General features: G+C 71.2%; 7 protein-coding genes and 1 pseudogene. 2 read left to right on the forward strand and 6 right to left on the reverse strand.

The window, feature by feature from the left end; genetic code table 11:
• The gene (locus ACZ7IF_RS26370) at positions 1-2,907 is read left to right on the forward strand and encodes an NHLP bacteriocin export ABC transporter permease/ATPase subunit (protein WP_470975899.1); all 2,907 of its coding nucleotides are present in this window, start codon (positions 1-3) and stop codon (positions 2,905-2,907) included.
• A 16-nt stretch (positions 2,908-2,923) separates the two neighbouring features.
• On the opposite strand, the gene ACZ7IF_RS26375 is transcribed toward ACZ7IF_RS26370, so the two are convergent.
• The 5 genes and pseudogenes from ACZ7IF_RS26375 to ACZ7IF_RS26395 form a co-directional block, all read right to left on the reverse strand.
• Entirely contained in the window at positions 2,924-4,237 is a 1,314-nt protein-coding gene (locus ACZ7IF_RS26375) for a phosphoribosyltransferase family protein (RefSeq protein ID WP_470975902.1), read from the reverse strand.
• Between the two features lie 403 nt (positions 4,238-4,640).
• Positions 4,641-5,254 (reverse strand): annotated as a pseudogene (locus ACZ7IF_RS26380) (M48 family metalloprotease); the annotation flags it as partial.
• Positions 5,255-5,349: 95 nt separating this feature from the next.
• Positions 5,350-6,486, reverse strand: coding sequence for a CapA family protein (locus ACZ7IF_RS26385; protein ID WP_470975905.1), 1,137 nt, complete (start codon positions 6,484-6,486; stop codon positions 5,350-5,352).
• Positions 6,487-7,146: 660 nt separating this feature from the next.
• On the reverse strand, positions 7,147-8,817 hold the full coding sequence (locus tag ACZ7IF_RS26390) for a PLL family lectin (protein WP_470975908.1): 1,671 nt from the start codon (positions 8,815-8,817) through the stop codon (positions 7,147-7,149).
• 37 nt (positions 8,818-8,854) lie between these two features.
• A complete protein-coding gene (locus tag ACZ7IF_RS26395; protein ID WP_470975911.1) occupies positions 8,855-10,372 on the reverse strand; it encodes a PLL family lectin in 1,518 nt (505 codons plus the stop codon).
• 305 nt (positions 10,373-10,677) lie between these two features.
• On the opposite strand from ACZ7IF_RS26395, the gene ACZ7IF_RS26400 reads away from it, so the two are divergent.
• On the forward strand, positions 10,678-11,751 hold the full coding sequence (locus tag ACZ7IF_RS26400) for an AfsR/SARP family transcriptional regulator (RefSeq protein ID WP_470975914.1): 1,074 nt from the start codon (positions 10,678-10,680) through the stop codon (positions 11,749-11,751).
• A 74-nt stretch (positions 11,752-11,825) separates the two neighbouring features.
• On the opposite strand, the gene ACZ7IF_RS26405 is transcribed toward ACZ7IF_RS26400, so the two are convergent.
• A complete protein-coding gene (locus ACZ7IF_RS26405) occupies positions 11,826-12,818 on the reverse strand; it encodes an alpha/beta hydrolase (RefSeq protein ID WP_470975917.1) in 993 nt (330 codons plus the stop codon).

A 12,818-nucleotide genomic window follows, 5' to 3' on the forward strand; every position in this document is an offset into this window, starting at 1 on the left:
GTGACGTACCCCCAACACGCCACGGCTGCCTCCGCACACCCCGGCTGGGCCCCGGCCCACTACTGCGACGCGGTCGTCGCGGCCCTCGGCGCACTGGGCTCGCCGGTCGACTGCACGGGCCTGCGCAGCCTGTCGCTGGAGGGCCCGCTCGTCCTGTGGCTCGTCGTGCACGGCGAACTGGACCTCTTCGCCGTCGACGCGGCGCAGGCCGGGCACTGGCACTTCCTGGGCCGGCTGGAGGCGGGAACCCTCCTGCTGGGCCCGGCCGAGGGGCCCGAGCACACTCTGGTCGGCCGGCCCCTGCAGGGGTGCCAGCTGCGCCGCATCGAGCTGCGGGAGCTGCCCGGCCCGGAGTACGGCGCCCCGCTCCAGCAGTGGTGGGCCAACCAAGCCGACCCAGCCGGCCAAGGGGTGTACGGCGCCCCCGCGCCACAACTGAGCCCGCTCGACGACGCCTTCGCGCGCGGCATCGGCCGCGGCCTGCGCGTGCTCTACCAGGCACCGCTGGACGGCCGCGCCACCACCGGGCAGGGCGGAGCCGACGACGACATCCTGTGGATGCAGATCACCCCCGGCGCCGTCCAGTACGGAGCCGCGTACGAGACGGAGGCGGTGGGCACCCTCCTCGTCGACGCGGCGATGTGGCAGGGCATGGTCGACCAGCAGTACCGGCTGCTGTACGCCCTGGACCGCTGGATCGAGCAGCTCGAACGCGACCACGAGGACCGTACGGCTGCCGGCATCGAGGCCGGTCAGACCGCCCGCACCCAGGCGGACCGGGCGCTCCTGGCCTCCATCGGCCGCTCCGGAGGCCGTTCCCTCCGGAGCGCGGACGCCGACGCGACCTTCGCCGTGTGCCGCCTGGTCGCCCGCGAGGCCCGCATCACCCTGTCCGAACCGGGGTCCGAACCGGGCGAGGCGTCTTCCGCCTCCGAGCGGATGGACCCCGTCGAGCGGATCGCGCTCGCCTCGCGGATCCGCACCCGCACGGTCAGGCTCAGCGGACCCTGGTGGCGGGAGAACAGCGGCCCCCTGGTGGGCCTGCGCGAGCAGGACGGCACGCCGGTCGCCCTGCTGTGGCGGCGAGGCCGATACGAGGCGTTCGACCCGGCCACCGGCACGCGCGAGCGCATCGGCAAGGGCGACGAAGCCGCCTTCGAACCGCGCGCCGTCATGTTCTACCGCCCGCTCCCCGACGGGCGCGTGGGCCTGGCGGCCCTGCTGCGCTTCAGTGTCCGCGGCACCCTCCCCGAGCTGCGCAGCCTCGTCCTGGGCGGGCTGGTCGCGGTGCTCCTGGGCGCCCTGGTGCCCATCGCCACCGGCCAGGTGCTCGGCCGGTACGTGCCCGACGCCGAGAACGGCCTCATCGTGCAGACGGCCCTGGCCCTCATCGCGACCGCCGTCGTCTCGGCCGCCTTCATGCTGCTGCAGAACGTCTCCATCCTGCGCATGGAGGGTCGCATCGAGGCCACCTTGCAGCCCGCGGTGTGGGACCGCCTGCTACGGCTGCCGACGAAGTTCTTCGCAGGCCGCTCCACCGGCGAACTGGCCGGAGCGGCCATGGGCATCAGCGCGATGCGCCGCGTGCTGTCCGGCATCGGCCCGGTCTGCGTACAGGCCGGCGCGGTGGGCACGATGAACCTCGTACTGCTGCTCGTCTACAGCGTCCCGCTGGCCATGGCCGCCGTCGCCATGCTGGTCGTCATCGCGGCGGTCTTCCTGGGCCTGGGGCTGTGGCAGCTGCGCTACCAGCGCCGGCTGGTCAAGCTCGGCAACCAGCTGAACAACCAGGCCTTCCAGACCCTGCGCGGACTGCCGAAACTGCGCGTCGCCGCGGCCGAGAGCTTCGCCTACGCAGCCTGGGCGCGAGAGTTCGCCCGTACCCGCGAGCTCCAGCAGCGCATCGGCCGGATACAGAACGTCATCACGGTGCTCGGCGCGGTCTACCTGCCGCTGTGCACGCTGGTGATGTTCGTGCTGCTGGCCGGACCGGCCCGTGGCGCCATGTCCGCCGCCGAGTTCCTCACCTTCAGCACCGCCCTGACGATGCTGCTGTCCTCGGTCACGCAGCTGACCGGCGCGCTCATCTCGGCTGCCGCGGTGCTGCCGATGTTCGAGCAGGTCAAGCCGCTCCTGCGGGAGGTCCCCGAGGTGGCCCGATCCAGCACCCGGCCGGGCGATCTGACCGGCGCAATCGAGGCCGCGAACCTCTCCTACCGCTACAGCGACGACGGCCCGCTGGTCCTGGACGACGTCAGCTTCCAGGTCCGGCCGGGCGAGTTCGTCGCGATCGTCGGGGCAAGCGGCTGCGGCAAGTCGACCCTGCTGAGGCTGCTCATCGGCTTCGACAAGCCCTCCGAAGGCAGCGTGCTCTACGACGGCCAGGACCTGGCGGCGCTCGACCAGGCGGCCGTGCGCCGCCAGTGCGGCGTCGTCCTGCAGAACGCCCAGCCCTTCACCGGCTCGATCCTCGACTGCATATGCGGCACCGGGGCGTTCTCGCCGGAGGAGGCGTGGGAAGCCGCCGCGCTGGCGGGCCTGGCCGAGGACATCAAGGCCATGCCGATGGGCATGCACACCATGCTGTCCGACGGCGGCGGCACCGTGTCGGGCGGCCAGCGCCAGCGGCTGATGATCGCCCAGGCCCTCCTCCGCAAGCCGCGCATCCTGTTCTTCGACGAGGCCACCAGCGCGCTGGACAACGAGGCCCAGCGCGTGGTCATCGAATCCACCCGCACCCTGCGCGCCACCCGCCTCGTGATCGCCCACCGGCTGTCCACGATCATGGACGCCGACCGGGTGATCGTGATGTCGGACGGCCGCGTCGTCCAGCAGGGCCCGCCCGCGGCACTGCTCGCCGACCCGGCCGGACTCTTCCACGACCTGGTCCGCCGCCAGCTGCGATGACCCGCGGACCGATCTGTCAGGCCCCGGTCGTCAGGTGCCCTGTGAACCAGTCCCGGGCGAGGCCGGCCACCTCGTCCAGTGCGCCCGGCTCCTCGAACAGATGCGTGGCGCCGGGGATGACGTCAAGCCGGTTCTCGCACCGGAGCTCACGCTGGGCCTGGCGGTTGAGGCCGAGCACCGTCGTGTCGCGGCCGCCCACGATGAGGAGCGTCGGCGCCCGTACGTCGGCGAGCCGGGGCCCGGCGAGGTCGGGGCGGCCGCCGCGGGAGACCACGGCTGCGATGTCCGCGTCGGCGGATGCGGCGGCCCACAGCGCTGCGGCGGCTCCTGTGCTCGCTCCGAAATAGCCGATCGGGAGGGACGGCAGGGACTGAAGGTGTTCCAGCCAGCGTGTGGCGTCCGCCAGCCGCCGGCCGAGGGTTTCGATGTCGAAGACGTTCGCGCGGTCGGCTTCCTCCGCCGGCGTGAGCAGGTCGAAGAGCAGGGCGCCCAGACCCGCCCCGTTCAGGGCCGCGGCCACCGACCGGTTGCGCGGGCTGTGGCGGCTGCTGCCGGAGCCGTGGGCGAAGACGACGACCACCCCTGCGCCCGGCGGCACGGTGAGGTCTCCGGCCAGTGCGACGCCGCCCGCGTCCACCACCACCTCGCCCGCCCCGGCCACCTCGCCCGCCCCGGCAGACAGCCGCTCCGCAGGGCCGTGTGCGGCCTGCGTCAGCAGGGCGAGGACCTCTTCGTCGGGGGTCTGGGAAAAGTCCAGGTACCACTCGCCCACGGCGCGGAAGGCGCGCGGTGTGGACAGGCACACCACTTCGTCGGCCTGGGTACGCAGCCAGGCGACCGCATCCGGCGGCGCCACCGGAACCGCCAGCACCACACGGGCCGCGCCCTGCGCCTGTACGACCTCGCACGCGGCCGCGGCGGTGGCGCCGGTCGCGATCCCGTCGTCCACCAGGATCACCGACCGCCCGTCGAGCGGTACGCGCGGCCGGTCGCCGCGGAAGCGCCGCGCCTGACTGGCGAGCGCCGCCGTCTCGGCGCGCTCGACCGCTGCGAGATCCTCCTGCCCGACCCGGGCCATGCGGACGATGTCGTCGCTGATGACCCGTACGCCGCCCTCGCCGATGGCGCCGAAACCCAGTTCACGGTGGGAGGGGACCCCGAGCTTGCGCACGACAATCACGTCGAGCGGGGCGCCCAGCGCCCGCGCCACCTGGAAGGCCACCGGAACTCCGCCACGGGGCAGGCCCAGGACGACGGGATCCTCCCTCACCAGGTGCCTGAGTGCTTCGGCGAGCTGCTGTCCTGCGTCCGTGCGGTCGGCGAACATCACGGTGGATCACTCCCTACGCAGGGGAGACGGAAACCTCGTGCCCACCTACTTCGAAGCAATCCCATTTGCGGCCTCTGCGCAAGTCGGGGACGGTCGGTCCCATGGAACGAATCGGAGCGGTCCTGATCGACATCGGCGGCGTGCTCATGGTGTCCTGGAAGCCGCTCCCTTCGCCGATCTTCCCGCGCCACTGGAACGCCTCGGGCTCAGCCGAGCCCGGGAGCGCCCCACACCGGTAACCAGCGGCCCAGGTCAGGCTCGACCGGCAGGCCGCCACCGCCCCCGCGCCCGGTATCGGCGCCGAGGAGCTCCCGTACGTCCTCCTGGAGCCCGGCGAAGGCACCGCCTTCGACGCTGGCGAAGCACACCAAGCCGACGCCGGTGTGAGCGAACCCGGCACCACCCGCCTGGCGGACAGCTCGCGGTAGCGGGCCAGCAGCCGGGTCAGCAGAAAGCTGATCACGTAGACGGGGGCGCTGACCAGTGGTATCAGGAGCGCCACGACGACGGCGTTGCTGTCGCGGCTGTTGCGGCCGAGTCCGCTGTAGAGCGCGACCCGGGTCATGATTCCCGCGAGGACACCGAGGAACGACGACGGTCATCACCGCCACATCGCGATGGGCGACGTGCGACAGCTCGTGCGCGAGGACATCCTCCAGCTCCTCCGGCTCCAGGCGACGCAGCAGGCCGGTGGTGACGCAGACCAGCGCGGTGCGCTCGCCGCGGCCGGTGGCGAAGGCGTTCGGCACGTCGCTGTCGGCGATCGCCACCCGCGGCTTGGGCATGTCGGCGAGGGCGCAGATGCGGTCCACGGCACCGTGCAGCTCGGGCGCCTGCTCCGGGGTGACCTCGCGGGGGCCCATGCTGAAGGCCGCGATCCGGTCGCTGAACCAGAACTGCGCGATGAACAGGCCGCTCGAGATCACCAGGATGGTGGGCCACGAGCCCCCGAGAAGGGCCAGCAGGGCGCCACGAAGACGACGCAGAGCAGCCCGATCAGGAACATGGTCGTCGCATGCGGGTGGTGAGTCCCTTGTCCGGGACACAGCGGGAACGAGACCGGGTCCCAGGCATCCGACTGCCCTCCAGCCGGAGCACGGGCGCCGCGCTCCTCACCCTCGATTGTGCAGCTTTCCCTCCTCTGCGCGGAGGGTGCCGTCCTCCTCGCGGGTGATGCGCGTGCTGGAACCGAGGCTGGTGCGGGCGAGGACTTCGTAGAGCCAGGCGGTGTCCTGCTGCGAGGCGCGCCGCAGGCGCATCCGGTGAGCCTGCAAGGGGATGATGCGCAGGTGGTCGAGCCGTCCGGTGTCCGGCTCCAGGGCGACGAGGTAGAGCAGCCGCAGATCGTCCCGGTACCGCTCGTAGCCGCTGATGCCCTCGTAGTCGTCGATCAGGTCGCCGCAGCCGTAAAGGACCAGGCGGCCCCCGTACACCTCGATCGGGCGTGGATGGTGCGAGGAGTGCCCGTGGACGATGTCCGCGCCGCCGTCGACGAGTGCGTGCGCGAAGCGGACGTGGTCGCGCGGGACGGTGTAGCCCCAGTTGGAACCCCAGTGGACCGAGACGACCGCGAGGTCGCCGGGTCCCTTCTCCCGCCGGATCCGGCCGGCCACCGCTGCCGCGGCCCGGTCCGAGGCCTCGGCGACGAAGTCGATGCCGCTGCGGTCCGCGGTGGCGGCCCAGCTGTGGGGGACACCGCTCGATGCCATCCCCAGGGAGAAGACCAGCAGACGCCGGTTTCCGGCCGGGGGGAGGGGGAGGACCGCGGGCCGCCGCGCCTCGTCGAGGTTGCCTCCGGCGCCTGCCGTCGCCAGCCCCTCGGTGGCGAGCGAGTCGAGCGTCTCGGCCAGCCCGCGCCGGCCGTAGTCCAGGACGTGGTTGTTGGCGAGGACGCAGACATCGGGACGGGCGGCTGCCAGGCAGGGGAGGTTGGCGGGGTGCATCCGGTAGTGGACCGCCTTGCCGGGGGCCGCGTCGTCGCTCCGGGTGACGGAGGTCTCCAGGTTGAGTATCCGGGCGTCGGGCGCGGCCGCGTCGAGGAGGCGCAGCGCCTCGCCCCAGGGCCAGGAGAAGGCCGCCCGCCGCGGAACCGTGCCGTTGACCGCCTCAGCGAGTTCGACGTACATGCGGGCATCGGTGACAAACGCCTCCGCCAGGGCCGGATCACTGGGGTGCGGAAGGATCTGGTCGACACCGCGCCCGAGCATCACGTCGCCGCCGAGGAACACCGTCACGAGCTCACCGCCCATGCCTCCAGGCTAAGGGCTGTCCCGTAATCCCCGGTGGATCGGCGCACGGCGTCGGATGCGGTGCATCGCAAGGCGGAGGGGCGCCCCCATACTGGGCGTATTCGGGCGTTCCGACAACGCAGCGAGGTGCCGTAGCCGGCGTCGTGCGCCCGCCGGGGACTTCGGGGCGGATGCTGGGGAGACCATGTGAACCATTTCCAGGGGGGCCTGCGGGGACGTCGGGTGTTGCCACAACGTAGAAGTCCGCAGTTCGGCGGTGTATGTGGCCCGCCATCACAATCGGGCCGCCACTGGTGTGCCCGCGCGCCACATGACCCGTAGGCCAACCGGGCAACCCCTCCGGAACTGGTCGCGAGGCCGTGCCGGAATTGCAGAGTCACACCTGTTTTGGGGACGCCTCGCTGGCTCCCGTGCTGCTCTGGTGCTGACCCGAAACCCCACGTCAGCACCCCTCGCCACCCACCCCGTGCAGGGCGACGGGCCGACGCAGAGCGCCGGTGTCTTGGACCTGAGGAGGAGGCACGGAGCACCGATGTTTGAGGCCGTGGCGGAGCGCCGAACGCCCGCCGGCGTCCGGCGCCTGCCGCGGGTGCGGTCGGCGGGACGGCGGCGGGCGCCCTTCGGAGCTCCCGTCCGTGGATCGGATCCCCGCAGGGGCGGCTAGTTGATCGCCGGTCCGGAATTGTTCAGCCAGGCCCAGTCCGACCAAGTGGCGAAGCCGGTCTGCCACTTGTGGTAGACACCGGCGCTGCTGGTCGCGAACACCTCGATGCGCCCGTCGGCGTCGTTGCCCGCGGCGATCTCGGTGCCGCCGCCGCCGAAGGTCTCCCACTCCGAGTACGGCGCGTTCGGGCGGGTCTGCCAGGCGTGGCTCGCGGCGGTGGCGTTGATCGCGAACACCTCGACGCGGCCGTCGGCCGACCGCGAGTGGGTCAGCTCGGCGTTGGAGATCCCTCCCATGCCCGCCCATTCCGACCACGAGGTCGGGCTGGTCTGCCAACGGTGGAACACACCGGTGGAGTTGGAGGCGAACACCTCCAGCCTGCCGTCCTGGTTGTAGCCGGCCGTGAGGTCGTGTCCGCCGCCGCCGAAGTTCTCCCAGGTGGACCAGCCGCCGTTGACCCCGGTCTGGTAGAGGTGCTGGAAGGTGGTGTCGGAGAGGGCGAATACCTCGAGTCGGCCGTCGGGTGCGGTCTCGAGGGCGAGGCGTGAGGTCGCGGGACCGCCGCCGGTGCCTTCCCAGTTGGCCCAGTTGCCGCTGGGTGCGGTCTGCCAGCGGTGGAAGACTCCGTTGGTGTTGGAGGCGAAGACTTCGATGCGGCCGTCGGCGTTGTTGCCGGTGGCGAGTCGGTATCCGCCGCCGCCGAAGTTGGCCCAGGTGGACCAGGAGCCGTTGACCCCGGTCTGCCACATGTGGTCGAAGGTGCTGTCGGAGAGGGCGAAGACTTCGAGTCGTCCGTCGGCGTTGGCGGCTACGGAGAGTTGCGCGTTGCGGGGTCCGCCTTCGAACCGCCACTGCGACCAGGCACCGTTCACCGCGGTCTGCCACGCGTGGTAGACGCCGTCGGTGCCGGCGGCGAAGGCCTCGAGCCGACCGTCCGCGGACCGCCCGGACACCACACGGCCGGCGCCGTAGGGGTGCTTGGGACCGGTGCTGCTCGTACCGGACCACAGCGCGTTGGCCATGATCACCGCGTCGTCCGCCTCGATGGCGTAGAGGCCGCGCAGGTCCTCGCGCGGTCGCTGGACGTGCCAGCACACCTCGCCGATCGCCTCGTTGTTCCACGAGCCGCCCGGATACATCCGTTCCACCTCGTCGAAGAAGGCGTTGGTGGCGTGGGCCGGGTTCAGCCGCTCCTCACGGGTGCCCCACCAGTCCTGCTGCTGGAACAGCCCGAGGCTGGTGTAGTCGACGGCCTGGGCGTAGTTGTTGACGCTGGACTCCACGATGATCGTGGCGATCGCGATGGCCGCGGCCCTCTGGTTGAGGCCCCGGTCCTTGACCGCCTGCGTGACCATCCGCGCGCAGGACACCTTGTAGGCGTCCATGTAGCCGGCCATCTTCGCGTGCAACTGCGGGTTGAGCTGGTCGGCCATGATGCCGTCGGCGGCCGACGGACCGGCCGGATCACACGGCACGGTCGGAATGGCGAAGCCCTGCGGGCCGCTGAAATACCGGGAGACCCCGGAGTGGTCCTTGCCCGGAACCGGAGGCGGAACGGGCGCGTGTGCGGCGACGGCGACCGAGGCGGTCATCCCGACGGCCAACGCCCAGGTGCCGGCCACGAAGGCCAGTCTGGTGAACACGCGGCGTAAATCAGTTATCGCCATTGTCTGCCCCTCTGTCGTGAAGTGAAATGTGCGGAGTTCACGCGATGCCCGGTCCTGCGGAAGTGCCCACCCAGCCCCATTCGGACCAGGCGGAGAAACCGGTCTGCCAGCGGTGGAAGACACCGGCGCTGCTCGTCGCGAAGACTTCGATGCGCCCGTCGGCGTTGTGGCCGGCGGTGATCTCCGTGCCGCCACCGCCGAAGGTTTCCCAAGCCGAATAGGGGGCGTTCGGATCGGTCTGCCAGATGTGGGCGGCGGTACTGCCGTTGATCGCGAACACCTCGACCCGGCCGTCCGCCGAACGGTCCGACGCCAGCTCGGAGTTGACCGGACCGCTCATCCCCTCCCAGCCGGACCAGGCGGAAAGGCTGGTCTGCCAGCGGTGGAACACACCGTTGGCGTTGGAGGCGAAGACCTCCAGCCGTCCATCGGTGTTGTGATTCACGGTGAGGTCGTGTCCGCCGCCGCCGAAGTTCTCCCAGGTGGACCAGCCGCCGTTGACCCCGGTCTGGTAGAGGTGCTGGAAGGTGGTGTCGGAGAGGGCGAATACCTCGAGTCGGCCGTCGGGTGCGGTCTCGAGGGCGAGGCGTGAGGTCGCGGGACCGCCGCCGGTGCCTTCCCAGTTGGCCCAGTTGCCGCTGGGTGCGGTCTGCCAGCGGTGGAAGACTCCGTTGGTGTTGGAGGCGAAGACTTCGATGCGGCCGTCGGCGTTGTTGCCGGTGGCGAGTCGGTATCCGCCGCCGCCGAAGTTGGCCCAGGTGGACCAGGAGCCGTTGACCCCGGTCTGCCACATGTGGTCGAAGGTGGCGTCGGAGAGGGCGAAGACTTCGAGTCGTCCGTCGGCGTTGGCGGCTACGGAGAGTTGCGCGTTGCGGGGTCCGCCTTCGAACCGCCACTGCGACCAGGCGCCGTTCACCGCGGTCTGCCAGGAGTGGTACACGCCGTCGGCTCCGGCGGCGAAGGCCTCGAGCCGCCCGTCCGCGGACCGCCCCGAGGTGACCCGGCCCGGGGCGTACGGGTGCGGCCGCGTCGCGGACTCCTCGACGATGTTGTCGTACCGGAGTGCCTTGTAGTCGCCGTTGGGGTGACCGTCGATCGTGGCGTTGTTGATGTTCGTGCGGAAGTGCCCCGGAGGCTCTACGCCGCTGGAACCTCCGCCGAAGCTGTAGTAGGAGAACCCGCCGTGATCGTCCTCCCACTTGTGGAAGATCAGGGTGTGGTCGTAGAACGAATTGAGAATGTCCCCCGCGCGCAACTCGTCCCGCGCGATCTCGTGCGAATAGCCGGGCAGCCCTTGGGTATTCGGGCTCGCGTTCAGATGCCACGCCATGGAGACGTAACCGGAACAGTCGGTGCGGTAGCGGAAATCGCCGCCGGCGTCGGGCGCGGAACCCTGCTGGTTGTACGGGGGATGCTGGTCCATCCAGTACTGGGCCCGCCAGATCACCTCGCTACGGGTGATCGGGCCGCCGCGGTCGGACGAGACGGCCGCCATCGCGGCAGTGGGCGCGGTCGCGGCGACGGCGGCCGCGCCGGCTATCAGCAGCAGGAGCACTCTGCCGCACCATGATCTTAAAGTCGTCACCGGAACCTCTCCCGTCGTCGGCGGCCGACAGTAGGGCGCACCGATGAAATGCCGATGGAATCGGCAACCCCCTTGGCTGGCAGGGAAGATGGGCCATCGGTCCCACGCCGCGGCGGCGGCGCAGTGTCCAGGGACGTCGAGGGCTTCGCGTCTGTCACTCCGGATCGTTCCGGATGCCTGGCCCGGCGCTCTCCCCCCTACTTTGTCGACGGCTTCCGCCAGACCTGCGGAACCGACCGACCGAACCGATCAGCCCGGAGCCCGGGGGAGCAGCGATGCCGACGACCGCCACCATCTGCCGACCGATCGCCACCGGGCTCGGGCACCAGGAGCGCGAGGTGCTCCACGCGGTCGGCTGCGGCCTGCGGGACGACGAGATAGCCGTCGCCCTCGCCCTTTCGGAGGACGCCGTCGCGGGACACCTCGCGCGGGTCCTCGTGAAACTCGGGCTGCGCGACCGGGCCGCCGCCATCGTCCACGCCTTCGACAGCGGCCTGGTCGTCGCCGGCCGCGGCCCGCGTACGGAGGCGACGAACCCGGCGCCGCGGGCCCCCACCCGCCGGGATGCCGGCCCGACGATGCAGATCTCCCTGCTCGGACCGCTGCAGGCATGGCAGGACGGGCGGCCGCTGAAGCTGGGGCATCTGCGCCAGCAAGCCGTACTGGCGGCACTCGCGCTGTGCGCGGGCCGCACCGTCGGTCAGCAGGAACTGCTCGACGGAGTATGGGGGGCCAACTCGCCGGTCACGAACGTGGTGCCGGTGTACATCTACCGGCTGCGCAAGACCCTGCGCACCGGGGACGGCCGCCCCGACGCGGTGATCGAGCACGACCGGTGCGGCTACCGGCTGGTCTCCGGCCTGGTCGACGTGGACGTGTCCCGCATGGAGCAGCTGGTCACCGACATCGCGACGGCCGACCGGGCGGGAGAACCGGCGGAGGCGGTCCGGCTGTGCTCGCAGGCGCTGGACCTGTTCCGCGGGGAGCCCCTGGCGGGCCTGCCCGGGCCGCTCGCCGAGCTGGAGCGGTTGCGGCTCACCGAGCGCAGGATCACCATCGCGCAGCGGAAGCTGGAGTGGCAGCTGCGGCTGGGGCAGCACTCCGAAGCGGTCGCCGAACTGTTCGCCCTGTCCGCGGCCCACCCCCTGCACGAGCCGGTGGCCGCGATGCTGATGCGGGCGCTGTACCGCAGCGGCCGCCGGGCCGACGCGCTGACCGTGTTCGACCGGGCCCGCCGCCGGCTGTCCGAGGAACTCGGCGTTCCTCCGGGCCGGCTGCTGCAGCGGACGCGCCAGTTGGTCCTGCGCGGGGACGAAGCGGGCCTCGGCCTCACCACGGCGCCGAGGTGACCGGGTCTCTGTGGTGACCGCGCCACCGGGGTGACCGGGCCGCCACCGGATCGGGGCGGCCCGGCTCCGCGCGGTCAGGAGGCGAAGGACCGTTCCAGCCGCGGAATCAGGTCCTGGAGGTCCGCTTCCCAGCACCAGGCGTTGTGGCCGCCGTTGCAGTTGGTGCCCCAGCCGCCGCCGTCGCCGTAGTCGACGTAGTAGTAGGGCATGCGCAGGGCGTCCATGCTGTCCTTGACGTGCTTGGACGCGCTCTCCACCCAGAACTCCAGGTCGGTGACGTCTCCGCGTCCGTTGCCGACGTAGATGGAGACCCCGACTCCCGCGAGCTTGTCCATGTGCGCCGCGGGGTCCACCTCGTTGAACCTCCAGTCGGCGTTGAACACCGGGTAGGGCGAGCCGAACGCAGCGTCACTGTCCACGCCGGGGGAGTAGCCGACGAGGGAGGCGACGACGGCCATCCGCAGGTCCATGGACCGGACCGACAGGTCGATGTCACCCGACAGGGAGGCGGTCTGGCTGAACAGGTCGGGGCGGACCTGGGCGTAGTGCAGGGCCCCGAACCCGCCCATGGAGACACCGGCGACGGCCCTGGCCTTCTTGGCGGCGATGGTCCGCAGGTTCGCGTCGATGAACGGAATCACCTGCTTGAGGTGGAAGTTCTCCCAGTTCTGGGCACCGGCCGCGGTCCTCTGGTTGAGCCAGTTGGCGTACCAGCCCCGGGCGCCCCCGTCCGGGATGACGGTGATCATCTCGTTCGAGGTGGTCAGCGCCGCGTAGTTCTGCTGGATCGGGTCGTCGGGCGAACCGTGCAGGAAGTACAGCACTGGGTAGCGCCTGGCCGGGTCGTCGTAGTAACCGCTCGGCAGGATGATCTTGATGTGGTGCTTGCCCGAGACCTCGGGTGTGGTCACGGTGATGTAGAAGTTGGTGGGACCGCCCACCGTCGTGTCGACCTGGGTCAGGCCGAACCCGTCCGTCATCCTCGGCGGTTCGGTGCCTTCGGCGGCCTGTGCCGTACCCGCCGGCAGCGTCATTCCCACCACGGCGGCCATCAGGGCTACCACCAT

Source organism: Streptomyces sp. NPDC037421 (genome assembly GCF_055602105.1).

What these genes read in the sequence shown, in the direction of transcription:
- ACZ7IF_RS26385 (WP_470975905.1), bottom strand. Translation starts at nt 6,486, where the DNA reads ATGGGCGGTGAGCTCGTGACGGTGTTCCTCGGCGGCGACGTGATGCTC.
- ACZ7IF_RS26390 (WP_470975908.1), bottom strand. Translation starts at nt 8,817, where the DNA reads ATGGCGATAACTGATTTACGCCGCGTGTTCACCAGACTGGCCTTCGTG.
- ACZ7IF_RS26400 (WP_470975914.1), top strand. Translation starts at nt 10,678, where the DNA reads ATGCCGACGACCGCCACCATCTGCCGACCGATCGCCACCGGGCTCGGG.
- ACZ7IF_RS26405 (WP_470975917.1), bottom strand. Translation starts at nt 12,818, where the DNA reads ATGGTGGTAGCCCTGATGGCCGCCGTGGTGGGAATGACGCTGCCGGCG.